21 protein-coding genes and 1 tRNA gene are annotated in these 22,535 nt (G+C 59.9%); 14 read left to right on the plus strand and 8 right to left on the minus strand.

Annotated features, from left to right (window positions below; genetic code table 11):
• Nucleotides 1-6: 6 nt before the first annotated feature.
• Genes EB231_RS11160 through EB231_RS11170 form a run of 3 tightly spaced genes read right to left on the minus strand, consistent with a single transcriptional unit; the run spans nt 7 to nt 1,164 of the window.
• A complete protein-coding gene (locus tag EB231_RS11160; protein ID WP_172348853.1) occupies nt 7-330 on the minus strand; it encodes a xanthine dehydrogenase family protein molybdopterin-binding subunit in 324 nt (107 codons plus the stop codon).
• A complete protein-coding gene (locus EB231_RS35710; RefSeq protein ID WP_172348854.1) occupies nt 239-616 on the minus strand; it encodes a 2Fe-2S iron-sulfur cluster-binding protein in 378 nt (125 codons plus the stop codon). Before EB231_RS35710 ends, EB231_RS11160 begins: the two co-directional genes overlap by 92 nt.
• Nucleotides 617-621: 5 nt before the next feature.
• The gene (locus EB231_RS11170) at nt 622-1,164 is read right to left on the minus strand and encodes a nitroreductase family protein (protein WP_246740913.1); all 543 of its coding nucleotides are present in this window, start codon (nt 1,162-1,164) and stop codon (nt 622-624) included.
• Nucleotides 1,165-1,296: 132 nt separating this feature from the next.
• Between EB231_RS11170 and EB231_RS11175 the strand changes: the two genes are divergently transcribed.
• From EB231_RS11175 to EB231_RS11190, 4 genes are all read left to right on the plus strand, one after another.
• A complete protein-coding gene (locus EB231_RS11175; protein ID WP_172348856.1) occupies nt 1,297-1,971 on the plus strand; it encodes a hypothetical protein in 675 nt (224 codons plus the stop codon).
• A 96-nt stretch (nt 1,972-2,067) separates the two neighbouring features.
• A complete protein-coding gene (locus EB231_RS11180; protein WP_340163206.1) occupies nt 2,068-3,099 on the plus strand; it encodes an HlyD family secretion protein in 1,032 nt (343 codons plus the stop codon).
• Nucleotides 3,096-5,816, plus strand: a complete 2,721-nt coding sequence (gene rbbA, locus EB231_RS11185) for a ribosome-associated ATPase/putative transporter RbbA (RefSeq protein WP_172348857.1) — start codon at nt 3,096-3,098, stop codon at nt 5,814-5,816. The genes EB231_RS11180 and rbbA overlap by 4 nt, the downstream gene beginning before the upstream one ends.
• A gap of 1 nt (nt 5,817) precedes the next feature.
• On the plus strand, nt 5,818-6,939 hold the full coding sequence (locus tag EB231_RS11190; RefSeq protein WP_172348858.1) for an ABC transporter permease: 1,122 nt from the start codon (nt 5,818-5,820) through the stop codon (nt 6,937-6,939).
• Nucleotides 6,940-7,048: 109 nt separating this feature from the next.
• Here EB231_RS11190 and EB231_RS11195 read toward each other — a convergent pair whose 3' ends face one another.
• A complete protein-coding gene (locus tag EB231_RS11195) occupies nt 7,049-7,705 on the minus strand; it encodes a hypothetical protein (protein WP_206681905.1) in 657 nt (218 codons plus the stop codon).
• Nucleotides 7,706-7,837: 132 nt separating this feature from the next.
• Between EB231_RS11195 and EB231_RS11200 the strand changes: the two genes are divergently transcribed.
• Together EB231_RS11200 and EB231_RS11205 are read left to right on the plus strand one after the other, a co-directional pair.
• Nucleotides 7,838-8,563, plus strand: coding sequence for a Bax inhibitor-1/YccA family protein (locus tag EB231_RS11200; protein WP_172348859.1), 726 nt, complete (start codon nt 7,838-7,840; stop codon nt 8,561-8,563).
• A 352-nt stretch (nt 8,564-8,915) separates the two neighbouring features.
• A complete protein-coding gene (locus tag EB231_RS11205) occupies nt 8,916-10,478 on the plus strand; it encodes a CYTH and CHAD domain-containing protein (protein ID WP_206681906.1) in 1,563 nt (520 codons plus the stop codon).
• Between the two features lie 20 nt (nt 10,479-10,498).
• Here EB231_RS11205 and EB231_RS11210 read toward each other — a convergent pair whose 3' ends face one another.
• Entirely contained in the window at nt 10,499-11,017 is a 519-nt protein-coding gene (locus EB231_RS11210; protein ID WP_172348861.1) for a GNAT family N-acetyltransferase, read from the minus strand.
• Between the two features lie 524 nt (nt 11,018-11,541).
• Between EB231_RS11210 and EB231_RS11215 the strand changes: the two genes are divergently transcribed.
• From EB231_RS11215 to EB231_RS11235, 5 genes are all read left to right on the plus strand, one after another.
• Nucleotides 11,542-12,927 carry a trypsin-like peptidase domain-containing protein gene (locus EB231_RS11215; protein WP_172348862.1) on the plus strand — a complete coding sequence of 462 codons (1,386 nt, stop codon included), beginning with the start codon at nt 11,542-11,544 and terminating at the stop codon, nt 12,925-12,927.
• 436 nt (nt 12,928-13,363) lie between these two features.
• Nucleotides 13,364-14,635 (plus strand): efflux RND transporter periplasmic adaptor subunit, encoded by a 1,272-nt coding sequence (locus EB231_RS11220; RefSeq protein ID WP_172352869.1) that lies wholly within the window; start codon nt 13,364-13,366, stop codon nt 14,633-14,635.
• Entirely contained in the window at nt 14,632-15,861 is a 1,230-nt protein-coding gene (locus tag EB231_RS11225) for an ABC transporter permease (RefSeq protein WP_172348863.1), read from the plus strand. The genes EB231_RS11220 and EB231_RS11225 overlap by 4 nt, the downstream gene beginning before the upstream one ends.
• Entirely contained in the window at nt 15,854-16,585 is a 732-nt protein-coding gene (locus EB231_RS11230) for an ABC transporter ATP-binding protein (protein WP_172348864.1), read from the plus strand. Before EB231_RS11225 ends, EB231_RS11230 begins: the two co-directional genes overlap by 8 nt.
• 168 nt (nt 16,586-16,753) lie before the next feature.
• Complete coding sequence (locus tag EB231_RS11235) at nt 16,754-17,614, plus strand: universal stress protein (protein WP_172348865.1); 861 nt, start codon at nt 16,754-16,756, stop codon at nt 17,612-17,614.
• Between the two features lie 383 nt (nt 17,615-17,997).
• Here the strand turns inward: EB231_RS11235 and EB231_RS11240 are convergent.
• A tRNA-Met gene (locus EB231_RS11240) sits at nt 17,998-18,074 on the minus strand.
• A 240-nt stretch (nt 18,075-18,314) separates the two neighbouring features.
• Here EB231_RS11240 and EB231_RS11245 point away from each other — a divergent pair.
• Entirely contained in the window at nt 18,315-19,280 is a 966-nt protein-coding gene (locus EB231_RS11245; RefSeq protein WP_172348866.1) for a Gfo/Idh/MocA family protein, read from the plus strand.
• A gap of 15 nt (nt 19,281-19,295) precedes the next feature.
• Here the strand turns inward: EB231_RS11245 and mnmA are convergent, their stop codons facing one another.
• Complete coding sequence (gene mnmA / locus EB231_RS11250; protein ID WP_172348867.1) at nt 19,296-20,486, minus strand: tRNA 2-thiouridine(34) synthase MnmA; 1,191 nt, start codon at nt 20,484-20,486, stop codon at nt 19,296-19,298.
• 287 nt (nt 20,487-20,773) lie between these two features.
• Between mnmA and sciP the strand changes: the two genes are divergently transcribed.
• Entirely contained in the window at nt 20,774-21,049 is a 276-nt protein-coding gene (gene sciP / locus EB231_RS11255; protein WP_006203587.1) for a CtrA inhibitor SciP, read from the plus strand.
• 449 nt (nt 21,050-21,498) lie between these two features.
• Nucleotides 21,499-21,768, plus strand: a complete 270-nt coding sequence (locus EB231_RS11260) for a winged helix-turn-helix transcriptional regulator (RefSeq protein ID WP_246740915.1) — start codon at nt 21,499-21,501, stop codon at nt 21,766-21,768.
• A 116-nt stretch (nt 21,769-21,884) separates the two neighbouring features.
• Here the strand turns inward: EB231_RS11260 and EB231_RS11265 are convergent, their stop codons facing one another.
• Nucleotides 21,885-22,262 carry a flagellar export protein FliJ gene (locus EB231_RS11265; protein WP_172348868.1) on the minus strand — a complete coding sequence of 126 codons (378 nt, stop codon included), beginning with the start codon at nt 22,260-22,262 and terminating at the stop codon, nt 21,885-21,887.
• Nucleotides 22,263-22,535 lie beyond the last annotated feature (273 nt).

Raw genomic sequence — 22,535 nt, forward strand, 5'->3', positions numbered from 1 at the left:
GACCGGTCAGGCTGCGGCGATCGGCAGTCGCCGGATTCGTTTGCCGGTGGCGGCGAACACCGTATTGGCGATTGCTGCTGCCGTTGGCACCGCGCCCGGTTCGCCGACACCGGTCGAGGCAAATTTGGCATCGCCGACAAAGACAACCTCGATCGAGTTGGGCGCATCATGGACTGTGGCGACCGGGCAGTCCCGCCAGGAGGATGTTGTCACCACACCGTCCTTCACTTTGAGTTCCTCAAGCAGTGTCCAACTCGCCGCCTGCTGCACCCGCTCCAGCAGCGCCACAGCGGAAATGACCATGCCGCTGGTGCAGGCGCCGCACTGCATGGCGTCCTCGTCGAGGAAAGCCTGCTGGACCCGGATGGAGGACCTCGCCCCTCGCCAGGCCCTCGATCGTGACGATCTCCTTGCCGGCGGCATGCTCGACGACCGTCACGCAAGCCGGGACGGCCTTACGGTCGACCAACACATAGCAGGCACCGCAAGCGCCATGGCCGCAACCGTAATGCGCCCCGGTCAGACCGAGATCATCCCGCAGCAGGCTGAGAAGGGAAGAACCGGGCGGCACGTCCACGTCGCGTGCCTGGCCATTGACCGTGACGTGAATGGACATGGTGTTCACCGGTTCCAGACGATCTTTGCCTTCTCGCGCAGGGTCGGCGAAGGAAGCGCCCGGCGGTGGCCGAGGACAATCGGCGCAACCGGTCGCCACTCGGCCGGGATGCCGAGTTCGGCTTTGATCGCTGGCTCGTTCAGCCAGGCCCGCGAAAGACCGATCCAGCAAGTGCCCAGGCCTCTTGCGTGTGCGGCGAGCATGAAGTTTTCGCCGGCCAGGCAGCAATCCTCGGACGACTGGCTTTCGCCGTTGACGGCGCAGATGACGACGAGTGCTGCCGCGCCGTGAAATATCTCGAAGGCCGGATCGGCTGCATGACCTGCCAACGGCGAACTTGCTGGCAAATGTGCCCGCACGTAGCGTTTGGCTTCCGCCGAGAGTGCGTGCAGGCGCTCGCTTCCGCGCACGACGCCAAAGCCCCAAGGCTGGAGGTTCACCGCGCTCGGGGCCAGGATGGCAGCCCCGATCAATTCCTCGATCGTGCTTTCATCCACGGGATCGGGCGTGAATTCACGCACGGCACGACGAGTGCGCAACGCTTCCATAAGGTCCATGACACGCTCCAAGGCTGTTTCGCACCAATCTAGCGAACAATGCAGGTCACACTTTGATGCATCTCAATGCGCAGGACCTCGCATTCCATGAAAGTGGCGGGTGAACCGGACAGGAGAGAGAGAATGGACGCTTGGGAAATTGTCGGCGTCTTCGATAGCGACGCCAAGATGCAAAAGGCCATAGACCAGCTTCTGATCTCAGGGTTCAATCATGCCGACGTCACGTTGCTGGCTTCAGAAGAGACGATCGAGAAAACTCCCGATCTGGCATGGCATACGTCGCAGCATCTCGAAGATGATCCCGAGACGCCTCGGGCTGCTTATGTTTCTCCAGAATCATTCGGCGATGCGCAAGGCGCCTTGATCGCAACGCTGATCTATATCGGCGCCGTTGGAACAGCCGGCCTCATCATCGGCGGCAGCGGTCCCTTGGGCGGCGCCATCGTCACCATCGCAGTCGCCGGCGGGCTCGGCGGAGCAGTCGGCACTTTGCTGGCCCGCATTCTGAAGAAACATCATGCCCATGATCTTGCTGATCATCTGGCTCGGGGAGGGCTCTTGCTGTGGGTCCGCACACCAAGCGTCTTCAAACAGGCGCGGGCGACGGAGATCTTGCGCCAGTACGGCGCAACGGATGTTCACGCGCACGACCTTCCGCTGGTGGATCAGGCAACGAAGTTGGCTGGGATGACGGCTTCGTACCTGGAGAACAGCAAAGCCCCTGACTTCGGGTCGCATTCCAGTCGGGCTGAATCCATTCAGCGAAGAAGCAACACAGGCGTTCAATCGGCAGCCTGATGATCTACGTCAATTTCAGGGACTGAGCGCTGCGATAATTGTGCGGCCTTGGGACATCATTGCCTCCCAAGGTCAACCGTTACCTGGAGCTGTACCATGCGTTCTTCTTCACCACTGTTCATTGCCGCCGTGTTGATAGCAGGTATCGGCTTCGGAAGCGGGCGGGCGATGGCAACCGACGAAACGAGCTTCGGCGGAAGGCTGCAAGCGTTGTGGGAACGGCTGGGCGGCAAGCAACTCCCAGACGACATCGCCATGACAAACGGCCGCATCGAGGCCGAAGAGGTACTGGTTTCAGCCAAGCTTGCCGGCCGTGTGACAGAAGTCCTGGTAGATGAGGGCCAGACCGTCGATGCCGGTGCTGTCGTGGCGCGAATGGATACCGCCGATCTTCAGGCGCAGTTAGCCGGCGCGCAAGCGGAGGTTAGACGCTCAGAAAAGGCGGCGACTGAAGCTGAAGCCTTGATCGCGCAGCGCGACAGCGAACTCGTGCTTGCCCAGCAGGAATATGATCGCGCGTCCACTTTGAATGCCCGTGGTTATGGCACCAGGCAGGATCTCGACCTGCGGCGAAGTCAGCTGACTGCCACTCAGGCCGCCGGCGCTGCCGCGGCGGCGGGCCTCGAAGAGGCACATGCCGCGACAGATGCCGCCCGCGCCGAGGTCGCTCGGATCCAGTCATCCCTTAGTGACGCGGTCCTCATAGCTCCACGGCGAGGCAGGGTAGAGTACAAGCTCGTGCAGTCCGGCGAAGTGGTCGCCGCCGGCGCCCCCATCGTTACGCTTCTTGACCTTTCGGATGTCTACATGACCGTTTTCCTGCCCGCGCAAGCAGCGGGACGTCTCGCCATCGGTGACGACGCACGCATAATTCTCGATCCCGCCCCCGAGTATGTGGTCCCGGCCACGGTTTCCTTTGTTGCATCGGACGCGCAGTTCACGCCGAAGACCGTGGAAACGAGCGACGAACGGGAGAAACTGATGTTCCGCGTCAAACTGCAGATCGCTTCGAGCCTGCTCAAGCAATATGAGGCGCAGGTGAAGATCGGCGTGCGTGGCGTAGCGTACGTACGTACCAGCCGTACGGCGGTTTGGCCGTCTGAGCTCGACGTGAAGCTGCCGCAATGAGTGAGACCGCTGCGCGTCTCGATCACGTCGTTCACCGCTATGGCAAGACCCTGGCTCTCGACAATATCGATCTCGTCATTCCAGCTGGATGCATGGCGGGCCTCATTGGGCCCGATGGGGTAGGCAAGTCGACCGTGCTCGGGCTTGTCTCCGGCGTTGTCCGCGTCCAGACCGGAAATGTCCAGGTCCTCGGCGGCGACATTGTCGATGCAAACCAACGACGTTCGATTTGCGCGCGCGTCGCCTATATGCCGCAGGGACTCGGTAGCAATCTCTATCCGACGCTGGGTGTTGCGGAAAACCTCGACTTTTTCGGCCGCCTTTTCGGGCAGGACAGCGCTGAGCGCCGCGCCCGCATCGACGAACTTCTCGCCGCCACGGGCCTTGCCCAATTCCGTGACCGGCCGGTCGGCAAACTCTCGGGCGGAATGAAGCAGAAGCTCGGCATTTGCTCAGCGCTTATCCATGACCCAGATCTGCTCATCCTCGACGAGCCGACCACTGGCATCGATCCCCTATCGCGACGACAGTTCTGGGACCTCATTGCCGGAATGCGCAAGCGCCGCCCCGCCATGAGCGTCCTCGTCGCCACCGCTTACATGGAAGAGGCGGAGCGCTTCGACTGGTTGGCCGCCATGCACGGTGGGCGCATCATCGCCACCGGCAGTCCGGCAGAAATCAGGAAACAGACAGGCCAGGCCACGCTGGAGCGTGCCTTTGTTGCCTTGATGCCGGAAGACGTACGACAGGCGGATGTGGCGGTGAAGGTTGCGCCGCGCGTCGTTCACGACGGTGTCCCGGCAATCGAGGCCGAAGGCCTGACGCGCCGCTTCGGTGCCTTCACCGCGGTTGATCACGTGAGCTTTCGCATCGAGAAGGGCGAGATCTTCGGTTTTCTCGGCTCGAACGGTTCCGGCAAAAGTACGACCATGAAGATGTTAACCGGCCTTCTGCCTGCCAGTGAGGGCAAGGCAGCGCTGTTCGGCCAGCCACTGGACGCAGGCGATATGGCGACCCGCCGGCGCGTCGGCTACATGTCACAGTCCTTTTCGCTCTACGGCGAACTGAGCGTGCGGCAAAACCTGGTGCTGCACGCGCAACTGTTCGGCATGCCGCATAACGAAATCGAACCCCGTGTCGAAGAGATGCTCAACCGCTTTGACCTTTCTGGTGTCGTCGCCAGCCGGCCAGAGAGTCTGCCGCTTGGCATCCGCCAGCGGTTGCAACTCGCAGTCGCAGTCATCCATCGACCCGAGATCCTCATCCTGGACGAACCGACCTCAGGCGTCGATCCGGTCGCCCGTGATGGGTTCTGGCGCTTCCTCATTGCCCTGTCGAGGGAGGACGGCGTCACCATCTTCCTGTCCACCCATTTTATGAACGAGGCCGAGCGCTGTGACCGCATCTCGCTAATGCATGACGGCAAGGTGCTCGCGGTTGGTAGCCCGCTCGAACTGAAGGAACAGCGCAGGAAACAGACGCTTGAGGACGTCTTCATTGAGGTACTCGAGAAAGCCGGGATGGGAAAGGAAGTCGGGACCGCAAATCTCGCCGCCCCGACCCCATCAAAAAAGCCCGTCAGGTCCAGGGTCATTGATCCCCGTCGTCTGTGGGCTTATGCGTGGCGCGAGGCACTCGAAATCATCCGTGACCCGGCGCGACTGGCTTTTGCCTTCCTCGGACCGATAATTCTGCTTCTCACCTTCGGCTATGGCATATCCTTCGATGTCGAGCGTCTGCCGTTCGCAGCTTTCGATCAGGACCGAACCGCGCAGAGCAGGCAATTGCTGGAAAGCTTCCAGGGGTCACGCTATTTCGACGAGCGGCCATCCATCTCGTCGCCGGAGGACATGGAAGCACGGCTGAGAAGCGGTGAACTGAAGCTCGCTGTCGAGGTTCCGCCGGATTTCGGTCGGGACCTCCTGCGCAAGCGCCAACCTGAAGTCGCCGTCTGGCTCGATGGCGCCATGCCCTTCCGCGCCGAGACAACGCGGGGCTACGTCACAGGTCTCGCACTGAGCTATGTTGCAGACGAGGCGATGCGGCAAGGCGGCAAAACCGTCTCGCCCTATCCGATCGAAATCGAGCCACGCTTCCGTTACAATCAGGCGTTCAAGAGCGTGAACGCCATCGTGCCCAGCGTCATCGTGCTCATGCTCGTGCTGATCCCGGCGATCATGACGGCGATCGGCATCGTCAAAGAAAAGGAGACAGGCTCGATCGCCAATTTCCGGGCGACGCCCGTTACCCGCGTCGAGTTCCTGCTTGGCAAGCAACTTCCTTACGTGGTGATCGCCTTTCTGAGCTTCCTTTCGCTCGTGATTTTGGCGCGGCTGGTCTTCGGGGTGCCCCTGAAGGGATCCTTTGCGATGCTCGCTGTCGGCACGCTTGCCTATGTTCTCGCGACGACCGGCTTCGGCCTGCTCATATCGAGCTTCGTCAAAACACAGGTCGCCGCCATCTTCGCCACCGCGATCATCGCCATGATTCCGGCCGTGAACTTCTCCGGCCTGCTGGTGCCCGTCTCATCCCTTTCCGGCAGTGGACGGCTGATGGGACTAGCCTTCCCGGCTGCCTGGTATCAGCCGATCAGTGTCGGTGTCTTCGACAAGGGACTCGGTTTCCTGGCACTGTGGCCGAACCTCGCCGTGCTCGTCCTCTTCGGCCTAGGCTTTATCGCCGCCGCGGTGGTTGCGCTGCGCAAGCAGGGAGCGTGAGATGATCGCTTCCTTGGTCAGGATTCTGCGCCTTGGTGTCAAGGAACTCTATAGCCTTCGATCCGATCCGGTCCTGATGCTGCTGATCCTTTATACTTTCACCTTCGCCATCTATACCGTGGCGACGGGCGCGAAATTCGAGGTGGAGAATGCATCCGTCGCCGTCGTCGACGAAGACCATTCCATGCTTTCCGCCCGGCTGCGCGACGCGCTCATGAAACCTTTCTTCAAGGAGCCTGTATTGATCGACGCGGATCAGATCGATCCGGCCATGGATTCCGGACGCTTCGTCTTCGTCGTCGAAATACCGCCGAAACTCGAGCAGGACGTGATCGCCGGCCGGCATCCTTCGATTGGCCTCGACATCGACGCGACCGCCATGTCACAGGCCGGCAACGGCGCCTCCTACATCCAGAGCATCCTCTTCCAGGAAGTGCTCACCGCGATGCCCAACGTTGCGCAGATCGATCCAATTCAACTCGTGGTCCGCGCCAAGTTCAATCCCAATCTCAAATCCGAATGGTTCACCGCCGTCATGCAGGTGATCAACAATATCAGCATTCTCGCGGTAATTCTGGCAGGCGCGGCTCTCATCCGTGAGCGTGAGCACGGCACGATTGAGCACCTTCTCGTCATGCCCGTAAGGCCTGTCGAGATCATGCTCGCCAAGATATGGGCAAATGGTCTGGTCATCGTGGTAGCGGCGATCCTGTCGCTGCTTATGGTCGTCGAGCTTTTGTTGGGCGTTCCCGTCGCCGGCTCGCTTACGCTGTTCGTGATGTCTGCGGTCCTTTACCTCTTCTCAGTCACAGCGCTCGGCATTCTCATCGCCACCGTGTCGACCTCCATGGCTCAGTTTGGCCTGATCGCCATGCCGGTTCTGGTGGTCATGAACCTTCTGTCGGGCAGTACGACCCCAATGGAGAGCATGCCGACCTGGCTTCAGAAAGCGATGATGATCTCACCGTCGACGCATTTCGTCGCCCTGTCACAGGCGGTCCTCTATCGCGGCGCGGGCTTGGCAATCGTGTGGCCACAGATGCTGGCGCTCGTTCTTATAGGAGTCCTGTTTTTCTGGCTCGCGTCGCTCCGGTTCCGCAAGGCGCTGCTGACCATGCAGTAGCGCTGATACCGGGATGGCCTTCCTAGGGGTGCTGAAAAAAGAAAACCCCGGAAGGGCCGGGGTAGTTCAGTGTCGTTAAACGACTTGGGAGGGCAACGAATAGTGGAGATCAGGCAGCCTGACCATTCGGCTGAACATTAGCAACTGCCCCGCTGGCAGTCGCCGCAGGCGCAAGGCCGTCCATATGGATGGAAGTCGGCGGAACCGTGCCGGAGGTTTCTACAAATGGGAAAGGCGCCGGCCGGGAAACAGCGGCTTCATTGCCGGACGGATTGCCAGCCATCGGCAATTGTTGGGACGACACCACTTCGTTCCAGACGGCCGTGATGGCGTATTGGGTCTCGGTCGCAATGACGCAATAGCCCTTAGGATCCATGGCATAGAGTGTCGCTCCGGCATCGTTGCGGATCTGCCGGAACGCTTGGTCGATGACCTCGAGGCAGGCCGATACTTGCTGCATGCCGGGCAGGCGCGCATGCCGCTGCATGTCCACGAGCCGGAACGCCTCCACACCTTCCTGCCCGATGCTCTCGCCCTCGCGGCCGAGCTCGAAGAAGACGTTGACGACAGGCAACATGCCGCGGATAGCCGCATAGACAGTCATCGCCTCCTGCGGCGTGCAGGCAACCAGATGCGGCGGGTTCGCCACCGCCACCCCGGAACCGGCCCGCAAACCGAGGGACGCGGCAATCTCATGCTCCAGCCACTGGCGCACCTCGGGTGGGGCGGTTCGGATCTGTTCAGGGCTTAATGTAATTCCGACCATGACGTCGCTCTCCACTACCAATCTGCTGAAATCAAAACAGAGTGCAGAAGAGCGGACGTTGATCCGAGTCAATTCAGAGCGGTCAATATGGTGCGAACGTTCCTTCTCAAATCGTGATGATGGAGCAAACCCATGGCGCGCAGCCCCGGAAATATCCGTAGAACCGGCTTCGATGTGGGTTCGCACACTGCCGCTGATTTCGATCCGGGTCTGCGCCAGTACATGCTCAAGGTCTACAACTTCATGGGCGGCGGCCTGCTCGTCAGCGGTGCGGCCGGCTATCTCGCGGCGACAACAGGCTTCTATGAGCAAATCGCAGGCACGCCGCTGATCTGGGTGGTGATGTTTGCTCCCCTCGTCGCCGTCATTTTCCTCAGTTTTCGAATTGACCGGATGAGCCTCGCCGCGGCGCAAACGACGTTCTGGATTTATGCGGTCTTGATGGGCCTGTCTCTCTCGGGAATTTTTCTGGTCTACACAGGCGCGAGTGTCACCAGGACCTTCTTCATCGCTGCGGCGACCTTCGGGGCTATGAGCCTTTACGGATACACGACCGGGCGCGATCTGACGCGTGTGGGCTCGTTTCTGTTCATGGGGCTGATCGGCATCATCCTGGCGAGCCTGATCAATCTTTTCGTCGGCTCCTCCGCTCTTGAATTTGCCATCTCCCTGATAGGTGTAGTGCTCTTCATTGGCCTCACGGCCTACGATACGCAACGGATCAAGGATATCTATGTGGAAGGTGATTGGGATGAAGCGTCATCGAAAAAGGCCCTGATCGGCGCGCTAACCCTCTATCTCGATTTCATCAACCTCTTCGTCATGCTGCTCCAGTTCACTGGCGACCGGCGCGATTGATCGCCACCTATCTTGCTTCGGAACGAGACCGAAATGTCGAACCGATTGGAGGAGCACTTATTCACCGTGGTGATCACTCCAGAACAATGTCGAGCTGCACGTATCCTGGCCAAGATCGGTCGGACTGCGCTTGCAGCGCGGACCAATATCGGCCCATCCGATGCAACAGTCGAAGTGTTGTCTCGCCAACTGGCGCCGACGGCATAGAGTTGAGCAGGATTGATGCGAGAAAGCCGTTGACTGATACCGTCTCGGCGATAGTCGGACTCACCCAGACGACCACAAGGACAAGCATGCGAAACACCGCTTTGCGTCGTGCTGTTTGATACTCAAGGGAGACGTTCCAAAACCCATGTCGAGTCACCAGGAAATCGAGCTTAAGTTGGAACTGCCACTGGCATCGTTCCCATCCATAGAGAACGTTCCAATGGTGCGGCAGGCAGCGGAAGCAGCCGAGACGAAGCAGCTCAATTCCGTCTACTTCGATACGGATAAATCCAAACTGCGGAAGGCTGGCATATCACTTCGTGTTCGCTCCGACGGACGGCACCATATCCAGACAGTCAAGTGCGAGCACAGCTCTTCTCCAGACCTCACCACGCGAGGCGAGTGGGAAACCGAGATAGAGGGAACGATACCCGATCTCGACGCGGCCGGCGATACGGCTCTGAAACCACTGCTGTCAAAGAAGTTTGCCCGGGCACTGAAACCGGTCTTCCAGACCCAAACCGAACGAAAGACGCTCCCCATCAAGACCGCTCATGCCACCATGGAACTCGCGCTTGACCACGGCCAGATCGTGACCGGCAATAAGACCGAAGCGATTTGCGAGATCGAGATCGAGCTCAAGCAGGGAGATCGCACGGAACTGTTCAAGTTGGCCCGGTCGCTCGCGAACGCTGCGCCATTGCGGCTTTCAGTCCGCAGTAAGGCGGAGCGCGGATATGAATTGATCGATGACGAACCTGCGCAAGCGGCTCTCGCTGGGAAAATCACACTTCAGTCCGGCACGGACGTCACGGCAGCTTTTCGGCAAATTGCGGAATCCTGCCTCCGTCAGATCACCGCCAATTGGGAGGCGGTAAATCGTGGCGATCCGGAAGGCGTTCACCAGATGCGCGTCGGGCTCCGGCGATTACTCGCTGCTATTTCGCTCTTTTCACAGATGCTCGGCGACCGGCAAAGCGCCCTGATCAAGACGGAGCTGAAATGGCTCGCTGATGAGCTCGCTCAAGCGAGAGAACTCCACGTCTTCTCGGCTGGCATCCTCGCACGCCTGCGGAAGGCATACGCTGGCGACGATGCTTTCAAGGTTTTCGATGGAGAGGTCGGCCGGCTTCGGGCGCAAGCAGAAGCCCGAGCACGCACGGCTATCGAGACCGATAGGTTCCGCAATCTGCTTCTTGACACGGCTGAATGGATCCAAGCCGGAGACTGGATAATATCGGATGACGCATTGCGTGGCAGTCTCAAGGATCACAACATCGACGACTTTGCCCGCCAAGCGCTTTCATCACGAACCTCGAAGATCGTAAAGCGGAGCAGGAAGCTAGACGACCTTGATGCTCGCCAGCGGCACAAGCTGCGTATCGCGGCAAAAAAACTTCGCTATGGCAGCGAATTCTTCCAGAGCCTTTTCCAGAGCGAAACCTCAAAGAGACACCAGGCAAAATTTCTGCGCATCCTGGAGCGCCTGCAGGACCATCTCGGCAATCTCAACGACATTGTCGGACATACTCAGTTGTGCAGATCGATGGTCGAGGACACATCGTCCGCAGCAAATCCAAATGCCCGGCAGATTGCGTTCTTTGCAGGGGTCGTCTCGGGCACCGAAGCAGCGCGAAGTGAGAAGCTTGTGCGATCAAGCACTCATATTCATGACAAACTCGGCAAGGCAAAGCCATTCTGGGACTGATCGAAACCGCGCAAAGAGAGTCAGGCGGTTCCCAGTTTCTTCGAAACGAGCAAAAGCGTGGGGTCATCCGGATATGAATGGACGGTAAACCCCATGTTTTTCTCCAACTCGATCGCGTCGTGACTGGCTCGGCTCTCGATCGATTCAATCACCTTCAACCCCCATCTTTCAGCTTGACCGACCACGAAGGCGAGCATTTCCCAACCAATTCCATGATCCCTGTAGTCGGCGCGGATCGAAATTGCGACCTCACCACGGCCGCTCGTGCCTTCCCGTGCCAGCATGGCCGTGGCAACCGGAGTATGATTGTCTTCGAGAAAGCCGATATAGGTTTCTACCGTGCGATGGTCGACGTGGGTCATTTCATGGATCTGCTCCGGCGGCACTTGCCTCATGCCTGCCAAGAAACGGAAGTGCAAATCTTCTAGGCGCACGTGATGAAATAGCTCATCAAGGATTGCATCGTCATCCGCGCCCGCCGGCCGCACGATAATATTGAGCCCCGTACGGGAAATAAGTTTCCAGGTGTGACCAGCCATTTGCCTACTCCGATAAAAGTTCGAATGCCCCTGATAGCCACTAGATCCGGCTGCACGCGGAAATCCTTGAGCTAGCGCAAATCGACGCGAATTTAAGTGCCGCAAGCATGCAACGCGCTTGCAGCCGTCAAAATTGGAAGAGGATCATTCCTTGGACCGCGCGGGATTGATCATAAGACCCATGTAGCTGTTTGACGGGCCATCGGCGCACGGAAAAACCAAGATCTCCTACCCAAGCCGGCTCATCAATATTCCGCAGCGCACTTGATCCGGCTCAAAACGGCAACTCGCCAGCCGTCATAGACTTCAGGTGTTAGATGCCCAAGGGGTTGCATGAAAAGCGCGCCAGAACCTGCACAGCCGCCTGAACGACAGGGGATCAAAGCTGGAGCACGCGGTTGGCAAAGATCGACGAATCGCAAGTTGGCGTCGCGGTCGTTTCCAGCAAGGGCAACTTCGGTTGATCTTGGGCAGGAATCAGCGCTTGCCGAAAATGCGTGTCTCCGTGACGATGACATGGATCGATGATGATCACTTTCTCTCTACGCATATTAGTGACGGTCGTGTGGTTCGCCCTTTCGGTTGCGTCGATGACATGCCCCGTAAAGGCAGCGTTCTCATTTGTTCCAACGACCCAAGCCTCGCTCGCTCCAATGCTCGAACGGGTCCTTCCAACCGTCGTTAGCATCGTGGTGCAAGGCCAGAATGGATCGCCTCCAGACACAAATGCCTCGGATTCCCTGCCCCAACAATTCTCCGCTCTTTCCGGGGATGCCGGACAACAACGCGGGTTCGTCGCGGCAGGTGCCGGCGTCATCATCGATGCCGCGAATGGATACATCCTCACCAACAACCATGTCATCCAGAATGGGGACACAATCGAAGTCATCCTCAATGACGGCCGCACCTTCCAGGCTCAGCTCGTCGGAAACGATGCCGAAACAGATCTCGCCGTCATAAAGATCGCGGCCGACCATCTGACGGCACTGCCTTTCGGAGATTCTTCAAAACTCCGCGTCGGCGATTATGTCGTCGCGATTGGCAATCCGTTTGGGTTAGGGCAAACGGCGACGATGGGTATCGTCAGCGCACTAGGCCGGTCAGGACTGGGAAGCGGCTACGAAAATTATGTCCAGACCGATGCCTCGATCAACCCAGGCAATTCGGGCGGCCCCCTCGTCGGCCTCGATGGTAAACTCGTCGGAATCAGCAGCGCGATCATCGGGCCAAACGGTGGAAATGTCGGCATCGGCTTTGCCATTCCGGCCGCGATGGCAAAACAGATAACGGAACAGCTTGTTGCCTACGGTGAGGTACGACGCGTGCAGCTCGGGGTGGTGGTGCAGGATCTTACGCCGAATCTCGCCAAGGCGTTTCGTATCGACATACAATCGGGAGCTGTTGTGAACCAGATTTTGTCAGGTTCAGTGGCTGAAGGGGCTGGTGTTGCTGTGGGTGACATCATCACCGCGATAAACGGAGCAAGCGTGGAAAATGCGGCTCGTCTCAAGAACATCATGAGCGCGATGTCGCCGGATACTTCCGCGAAGTTGTCGATGATCCGTCACGGCAGTCCATTGACCATTACGGCTAGACTTTCCATGGAGGGAAACGCTCGCCAGACGCAGATCGCGGGGGTGGGTCATCTCGACTCAGTCATCCTCAGCGATTTCGAGACGATATCGGGAATGGGAAACAAAAAGGCGGACGGAGCCCTGGTTCTGGCGGTGGGAGAAGACAGCGGAGCGGCTGATGCCGGTCTGGCGGCGGACGACGTGATCCTGAGCGTCAATCAGCAGGTCGTTCATTCGCCAGAAGAAGTATTGGAGCTGGTACATCAATCTCCCTCCGGCTCTCTACTGCTCGGTATCTATCGTGACGGAGGCATGTATTTCCTGGCCATCCAGTGAGACGTGTATTTGCTTAGGTCAAAGCTGTTCGCGGCAACAAGCACAGAATGTGGCAACCGATATCAACCGCACCTTCTGATCGGGATCTTGAAGTGGCCGTGATAGACCGGGATGGTCCACACGCGTTTGTTTTTGCTTGCCGGCGTGCTCTCCACGGCTGGATCAAATCCGGAACGCAGGAGCGGATCGAGATTTGCCCGACGCATTGGCGAGATTGGAAGAATGAGGCTGTCCAACAAGCGGGGCGAACCTCGAATCGGCCGCACGATACTCATCAGAACCAACGACGGAAAAATCGTCCTTCATATGCCCCGAGAGCATCGGTTCACCCAGACAAAGGGCAATTATCGGCAACCGCACGGCATTTGACTTGGCGCAAGGTGACAGGCGTGCGCCAAGTCTACTGGAGGAGTGCGCTGCTTTCCTCGGAGCCGTCATGTTACAAACCAATACTGACCTGCACCCAGCCACATCGCGCAAATCCCGCCTGTCCGCTGCGGGGCATTTTGCCTGGGTCCATAAATGGTCGCTGGCGACACTTTTTGTGCTGGCGGTCGCAATTGCCTTGGCGCTTGCGCGCTGGCTGGTGGGTCCCGAAGTCGTCGTCTATCCCGTGGTCCGCGGCGATCTCGTGAAAACCGTCGTCGCCAGCGGCCATGTGGAGACGCCTTACCGCGTCGATATCGGGAGCCAGATCACCGGCACGGTAGAGGACGTGCTGGTCGACGAAGGACAAACCGTCAAGCAGGGGCAGCCGCTCATTGCCCTCGAACCCACGGAGCTCAAGGCTGCGATGGTCGAAGCGCAAGGCGCCGTCGCGCAGGCCGATGCGCGAATGCGGCAGATACGCGAACTCACCTTGCCGGCGGCCCAGGAGGCATTGAAGCAGGCGCGCGCCACACTCGTCAACGCGGAGGCAGCCTTCCAGAGGGCGGATCAGCTTTCCAGGACAGGCTTCGGCACCCAGGCGACCCTCGACGCTGCTACGAAGGATCTTGACGTCGCACATACGCAGGTCCGCACCGCGGAGTTGGAAGTCTACACCTCGCAGCCCGACGGCAGCGACTATGTGATGGCGCAAACGCAACTAGGGCAGGCGCAGGCCAATCTTGCGACCGCGCAGGCCCGCCTCGCCTATGCCACCATCAGATCACCTCGAGACGGGGTTCTCATAACCCGCAATGTCGAGCGCGGCGCCGTTGTCCAGCCAGGAAACGCGCTTCTTGTGCTTGCGCCCGCCGGCAACATCCAATTGGTGCTTCAGATCGACGAGAAGAATCTCGGCCTGCTTGAAATGGGACAGGCGGCGATAGCGTCGGCGGATGCCTATCCCAACCAGCGTTTCGATGCCGAGGTATCGTACATCAACCCATCTGTCGACATCGCGCGCGCATCTATCGAGGTGAAACTCACGGTCACAAAGCCCCCGACCTACTTGCGCCAGGACATGACAGTGTCAGTGGACATCAGCGTCGACAAGCGTACGTCAACACTCATTGTTCCGGCTCGAGTGGTGCATGATCCCACATCTGCGTCACCTTGGGTTCTTGTGGTTCGCAATGGCCGGCCGAGCGAACAGGCAGTCCGGACCGGCCTTCGGGCAAGTGACCAAGTCGAGATACTGGACGGTCTTTCGCAGGGCGACCTTGTCGTCCCGGTTGCCGCGGGTGTCAGAGCGGGCCAGCGTATCAGACCGGTGACGCCGTGAAGCGCTGGCTGACATTCGCCTGGATCGCGGCACTCAGGTTCCTGGCCGAAGGACGGATGCAGACGGGCTTTATCCTTAGCGGCATTGCCATCGGCGTTGGCGTGATCGTGTTCATGTCAGCCATGCTTACCAGTGTCCAGACCAATTTCACCAACCGGGTGCTCACCTCGCAGCCGCAGATCCAAATCGTGCCGCCCGATGAAGTCGCCCGGCCGCTAAGGCTGCACGACGATGGGGTGATCGAGGCGGCCATCGTGCAGCGGCCGACGCAGCGCATCCTGTCTGTCGATCAGTGGCAGACGATCCTTGCGACGATGCGGTCGCGCCAGGACGTGGTCATCGCGTCACCCACCGTGTCGGGCTCAGCTCTTGCGGTGCGGGGCGATGCCAGCCGCAGCATCAGCATCCTTGGGATGGAACCGGACGACTACTTCCGCATCGTGCGCGTCCCAGACTACATCACCGTCGGTGATTCCAGCCTTGGCTCCGACGATATCCTTGTCGGCGTCGATCTCGCCAACGACCTTGGGGCGACGGTCGGCGACAAGCTCAACGTGACCACGGCCGCGGGTGGCAGCCGCATCCTGACCATCCAAGGCATCTTCGACCTCGGCAGCAAAGGAGCGAATGAGCGCAACACCTATGTCGCGCTGCGAACAGCGCAAAGCCTGCTTGACCTGATCGGCGGCGTGACGACGATCGACCTAACCGTCACCGACGTCTATGCGGCCGAGACCGTCGCGCAAGATATCCAAGCCACCCTTCCCATTGAGGCTGACAGCTGGATCAAAACCAACGCCCAGTTCTTCACCGCCATCAGCGCCCAGAACCTCTCCAGTACGCTCATTCGCCTCTTCGTAGGCTTGTCGGTCGCATTCGGTATCGCGGCCGTGCTCGTGGTGTCGGTCCTCCAGCGTTCGAAGGACATCGGCATCCTGCGCGCCATGGGAAGTTCGCGCGGACAGATCCTGAGGATATTCCTCATCCAGGGTGGCGTGCTCGGCTTCCTCGGCTCGCTCGTCGGTTCCGTCCTCGGCGCTGCCGCACTGCTGGTTTGGCATCGCTATGCCCGCCAGGCTAACGGTTCGGAGTTGTTCCCTCTCGTGATCGAGCCAAGTCTCTTCTTATCATCGGCAGCACTTGCCACACTCACCGGCGTTGTAGCGGGAATTGTGCCGGCGCTGCGCGCCGCAAGCCTCGATCCGGTGGAGGCGATCCGTGGCTGATCTGCTTGCCCTCGAAGGCATTCGCAAGTCCTTCAACGTCGGCACGCCCGTCGAGACCGAAGTGCTCCACGGTATCGACCTTGCCATGCGCGCGGGAGAATTTGTGGCATTGATGGGCCCGTCCGGCTCCGGCAAGAGCACGCTTCTCAATATCATAGGGCTGCTCGACCGCCCGACTTCCGGCCGCCTGTCAATTGCGGGCGAAGACACGACGCGGCTTTCGGAGGCATCATTGACCCACCTGCGTGGCCACGCCATCGGCTTTGTCTTCCAGTACCACTATTTGATCTCAGCCTTCACCGCGCATGAAAATGTGATGATGCCGATGCTTGTCGACCATGGCCGGCCTGACGCGACGATGGCGCGACGCGCCGACGAACTCCTCGACCAGGTCGGCCTTGGGCGTTGGCGCGACAATCGGGCGATGAACATGTCCGGCGGCCAGCAGCAGCGCGTCGCCATTGCCCGCGCCCTGGTGATGAACCCTTCGCTGGTGCTCGCCGATGAACCAACGGGCAATCTCGATACCGTCTCGGCCGACGGCGTCTTCGAGTTGATGCGGCGGTTCAACAGGGAGCGTGGGACGACCTTCTTGATTGTCACACACAACCATGATCTCGCCGACCGTTGCGATCGCATGATCGAAGTCATCGACGGCCAGATTACCCAGGATCATGACAATCCGGGCGAAAAGGAGGCTACGCTGACGCAACCGTCTCCTTGAAGTCAGGCGGATGGCGAGCATGTTGTCGAAATTGCGCGCTTTGCGGTCGGTCAAGAGGACATCAGGCTCAACCGGGATTTCGACCGGACATCCGGATAGCCGGAGTTCGTGGCAAGCCCTGAGCAAATCGACGCGATTCATCGCTTACATGAGGAGCTTGCACGACCGATGAGTAAGGACTCGAAAATAAGCGCCGATGGCCCAAAATGCATCCTGGTCGGCATTCCTGCCATGGAAGTCTTCCAGACTACAGCTGCCGTCAAATACGCTATCGATCTGGCATCTGCGCATGGCGCATCGCTGTCACTGTATGTTCTCCCATCACCGTTGCCGCAACCCTTCCCTTTGACGGCAGGAACAGCTTCGACGTGGGTTGAGCAGGAGGTTGACCGGCTCGAGCGACTGTCGTCCGCGACATTGCACGGCGCCAGCGAGCTCATTTCCCGGGCGAATGTCGACCTTGTCGCGGAGCAGGCACATTCGCCCTTCGAGCGGCGAGACGCCCGCTTTGTCCAGTTAGCTCGGGTCCACGACCTGACCGTGCTGGATGCTGCGGATGCAGCTGATGAGTTAGCGCGAAATGCTATTGAGGACGCGCTTTTCGACAGCGGCCGCCCCGTTATTGTCGTCCCGCCATCCGGCGTTTTTTCCGCTTCGGGCAGAATGGCGATTGCCTGGGACGGAAGCGCGCGCGCCGCGCGTGCAGTGAAGGACGCCCTTGGCCTTCTGGCCACGGCGAAGTCGGTCGTTGCGGTGACCGTGACCAATGAGAAGGATCTGTCACGCATGGCGCCAGGCGCTGACCTGTCGACCTATCTCGCGCGGCACGACATAACATGCAGACTCGCAACCCTTGCCGAAGGGAAAGGCGATGTTGGAGCACGGATAAGATCATTTGCCGCCGACGAGGACGTCGACATGATTGTCATGGGGGCCTTCGTGCATTCCCGCTTTCGCGAGGCCATCCTTGGCGGTGCGACGAGATCACTTCTCGACAACTGTTCCGTTCCGATCCTCATGGCGCACTAGCCCGGTAGCGGGGCGCCTTCGGAGTTGCGAGATGCCCACCTAGGGACGCATCATGATCTTCCTGCTGTCCAGTCCCGGATAGGATAGCGGAGAGCGGCACGGCATTCTGCTTCCTCGGAATCAGTCATGACGGCCTCCGGCTCCATTCCACGAAGATGGCGAGGTCTTGCAGGACGCGCCAGCCCAATGCTCGAGTACCATACCGATCATCTCCAACGAGGTGCCCCGGGGTGGCGCTCTCGCCCACTTTGTTGACCGATGTAGCTATAGCTGAACGAACTGGGAAATGGTGTAGGAGTGGCGTGGGGTATGCAAGACTTATGAATCTAAGGCAGCCTACCGGCATGTCCTCTCTGTAAGTCACTAATATTTATTAAGAAATTTGGTAGCGGGAGAGGGACTTGAACCCCCGACCCCAGGATTATGATTCCCGTGCTCTAACCAACTGAGCTACCCCGCCAGGGCGGCGAAAGGCCCGAAATCCACCTTAAATCGAAAGGCATTTCGAGGCGTTCGCCAAGGTCGCGCGGATATAAGGTTGGGAGGGCGAGCCTGTCAAGCTTCGAAGCATTCCTTATCGCCGCATATTCTCATTGCCGAAAAAAGCTTTGCCGCGTGGACATTTGGTTGCAACCGCCGGGGTTGAGTTCGAAGGGGCACGTCGCTATGTCTCGGCCAAGAGTTTTTAGAGTTGAAACAGATGAAGCCGCGCATTGCAGTCCTCGGTTGCGGATACTGGGGCAGCAACCATATCCGCACCCTCAAGGCGCTTGGCGCGCTGTACGCGGTTTCCGACGTCAACCGGGCGCGAGCCGAAGGCTTTGCCAGCGAACAGGATTGCCTGGCGATCGATCCCGACCAGCTGTTTGGCCGGGACGATATCGACGCCATCGTCATGGCCTTGCCGCCGCAGTTCCATGCCGACCTTTCCGTGCGCGCCGCCGAAAGCGGCAAGGACCTGCTGGTGGAAAAGCCGATCGCGCTGACGGTGCCGGATGCCGAGCGTGCGGTGCAGGCGGCGAAGGACAATGGTCGCGTCTTCATGGTTGGCCATGTCCTGCGTTTCCATCCCGCCTTCGAGACGCTGAAGGGGCTGATCGACAATGGCGAGCTCGGTGAGGTCCGCTACATACATTCGCACCGGCTCGGCCTTGGCAAGTTCCACACCGAGAACGATGCGCTGTGGGATCTGGCGCCGCATGATTTGTCGATGATCCTGGCCATAACCGGCACCGAGCCGATCGAGGTGCGCGGCGAGGGCGCCGCACTCCTCGACAATCTCAGCGACTTCGCGCATCTGCACATGCGCTTCCCCAACGGCCTGCGCAGCCATCTTTTCACCTCGCGGCTCAATCCCTACCGCGAGCGGCGTCTGACCGTGGTCGGCACCAAGGCGATGGCGGTGTTCGACGATGTCGAGCCGTGGGAGCGCAAGCTTGCCGTCTACCGCCACGCGGTCTGGCAGGACAGCGGCCAATGGGCGTTCACCACCAACGAGCCATCCTATGTCGCGGTCGCGCAAGGCATGCCGCTGACGCGCGAGCTGGAGCATTTCATCCACTGCATCGAGACGCGGTCCGAACCGCGTACCAGCGGCGAGGAAGCGATCAGGGTGCTGCGCATCCTGACGGCGGGAACGGTCACCCACACCAAATCGAAAGACTGAGAAGGCGCCGGCCGTCTATTCGGCGGGAATTCGCGCCGGCCTTGCCGCCAGCCTCGTCAGCATGGCCTCGGCCTCGGCGCCACGCTCGGAGCGCTCGATGAAACCGCCGCCGAAGATGCGGGCTTCGTTGCCGTCATCGGAATAGAGCACGCACGCCTGTCCGGGCGCGATGCCGGATTCGCCGTCCGCCAATTCGACTGATGTCACGCCTGCCTCATGGCGCAGCACCGCTGGACGCGGCGGCCTGGTGGAGCGCACCTTGGCGAACAGTTCGATGCCGCCGGCGGGCACATTGGCGAGCGGGCCGTCGCCAAGCCAGTTCATGTTGCGCAGATAGATCTTGTGCGTCTCCAGCGCCTCGCGCGGGCCGACCACGACGCGGGCCCGTTCGGCGTCGAGATGGACGACATAAAGCGGCTCGCCGGAGGCGATGCCGATGCCGCGGCGCTGGCCGATCGTGTAGCGCAGGATGCCTTCATGGCGGCCGAGCACGCGGCCATCGATGTGCACGATGTCGCCCGGATTGGCGGCGGACGGCTTCAGCTTGGCGATGATATCGGAATATTTGCCCTGCGGCACGAAGCAGATGTCCTGGCTGTCCTGCTTGGCGGCCACCGTCAGCCCCATCTCCTCGGCAATCGCGCGAACCTGCGGCTTCGACAGGCCGCCCAGGGGAAAGCGCAGATAGTCGATCTGCGCCTGCGTGGTGGCAAACAGGAAATAGCTCTGGTCGCGATCGGCATCGACCGGCCGGTAGAGCGCGCGGTGGGCGCCATTGGCGCCGGAGCGGATATAGTGGCCGGTGGCGAGGGCGTCGGCGCCAAGCTCCTTGGCGGTGGCCAGGAGATCGGCGAACTTCACCGTCTGGTTGCAGGAGACGCAAGGAATGGGGGTCTCGCCGGCGACATAGCTCTCGGCGAAGGGGTCGATGACCGCCTTGCGGAAACGCTCCTCATAGTCGAGCACATAGTGGGGAATGCCCAACGTCTCCGAGACGCGGCGGGCATCGTCGATGTCCTGTCCGGCGCAGCATGAGCCAGCCCGGTGTGTCGCCGCGCCGTGGTCGTAAAGCTGCAAGGTGACGCCGACGACATCATAGCCCTCGCGCTTCAACAGGCCGGCGACCACGGACGAATCCACGCCGCCCGACATGGCGACGACGATGCGGGTGTTTTCGGGACGTCCGGGAAGGTCGAGACTGTTCATGATGCTTTCATTCTGCGCGGCGTCTGAATGCCAATGTCGAGAATATAGGTCAAGCTTTCCCACGACGCCAGCTTGCACGCCGATTCACGGATTGCTGACGATCCGCCATCCGTCGGATTTTTCCCAACCAATTCAAGGCTTCGAGCCCGATGTTTCAAATGCCTGCGAAAAGACTAACGCGCCGTTCACGATCCTTACCTAGTCATTAGGGTCTGCTTAGGCAATTTTTAAAGCTGTGGCGGTAACGTGGCGGGGATTGGGTCTTTGAGTTTTTTGTAGAGAGTACGATGACCGATCTGGTTAGACCTAGAGTCAAGTATGTTATTGGGCCTGACGGCAGCCCTCTTACGATTGCCGATCTGCCGCCGACGAACACGCGTCGCTGGGTTATCCGGCGCAAGGCGGAAGTGGTCGCGGCGGTGCGCGGCGGGCTTTTGAGCCTTGAAGAGGCATGCCAGCGCTACAAGCTGACCACCGAGGAATTCCTGTCCTGGCAGGCGTCGATCGACGAATATGGCCTTGCCGGGCTGCGCACCACGCGCATCCAGCAATACCGGCACTAGAGCCGGCCTGGCACAGTCAAAGGGCGCGGTACTCCGCGCCCTTTTGCTTTTCCAGACAGGTTCCTGGTCCTGAGGCAATTTCCCGCGGTCAGACCGTTAGCGCCACCTTGCCGATCGGTCTGGTGGCGAGAAAGGCGTTAGCGGTCGCGCGCTGGCCTGTGCCCCCGGTTGTGTCGTTCAGGTTCAGCAAGGACACCAGCACACCCCATTCGTGATGACCTTCAGAAAGTGTTCTGCGTGCTCGCCGCCGATTGGGCCCAGCACCAGATCGATGTCGCTGATCCGGCTGGTAAAATCGCGCCATCGACCGGATTGATGCCGGCGGCCTTGACGCGAACCAGCGCTTCACTAGCCTTTGCCGTCGGGTCGGGCTGATCGGCAATGACAAGGACGTCTGGTCCGCCGACGGAATTCTGGATAACGGCACGCGTGGGATTTCTCTCGCTTGGTTGCTGCCGCTATCATCTGCCCGCAAGCTCGAAGGCATCACGCCCAAGACGCTGACGCAGACGCTGCGCGTGCTGGAGCGTGACGGCCTGGGGCGGCGTGGGATCTTCCCGGTCATTCCGCCGCGCGTCGAATATGAATTGACCGAACTCGGCCAGGACCTGGCGGGACTGCTCACCCAGATCAGGGCCTGGGCGGAACAGCATGCCCCAGACATCAAGGATGCGCGAGCCAGGGCGATTGCGGCAAATGAAGGCGAATGGGCCGCCTAGGGCAGCTCGCCGCATTATTTCTTGTTTTTACGCAAGTCCGTACGGAAAACCGCCAGGCACTTTCCTGGAATTGCTCCAGCTGCGCGCCCGCGGGCACGCCGACGATCTCGGCCTGTTCAACCGATCATGGCACTGCGGCCGCCGATCTCGGCTTCGCGAATCTTGGTGTCACGCGATTCCAGCATTTCGGCCTTGGAAAGCTCCGCTTCAGCTTCGCCGAGTAGTGATTCGGCAGCGCTTCGCTGTTGCGCGAGGTCGCTTTGCGAATTTCTGAGGTTGTCGCGGCGCAAGCGTGCCGCCTTGGCGAAGGTCGGATAGGCGAAATGATTGATGTCGGTGATGCCGGCTTTCTTTTCCTCGGCGGTGATTTGAAGCTCCAGTTCGACGGCCATGCGTTCGAACTCGGCGATCATCATGTCGAGTTGCAGCAGCTGCCGCCGCTTCTCATTCACCTGAAACTGTTTCAGCCGAACGAGGTTTTCACGTGACTTCATGATTCGGTACTCCCGGAAACGCACACCCGCACATATCGTCCAAACCACCTGGAAACGCCCAGGCGTTGCCCGTGTCCACCGGCTTTCCCCGAACTATGGGAAACAAAACCCTAAAGTTTTTTGCCGACGGTAACCATTCGTTTACGGGCATTGTTAATCATACGGGTCAGGGCTTAAGGCCGGGTAAAAATTCCGGTCGCCGAAGCGAAGGCGCGTCGATGAGTCCCTGGAGTCGCTTAGTCCAGGTTATTAATGTGTTGCATTAGGAATTTG

It is taken from the genome of Mesorhizobium sp. NZP2298 (assembly GCF_013170825.1).
Classification (GTDB): domain Bacteria; phylum Pseudomonadota; class Alphaproteobacteria; order Rhizobiales; family Rhizobiaceae; genus Mesorhizobium.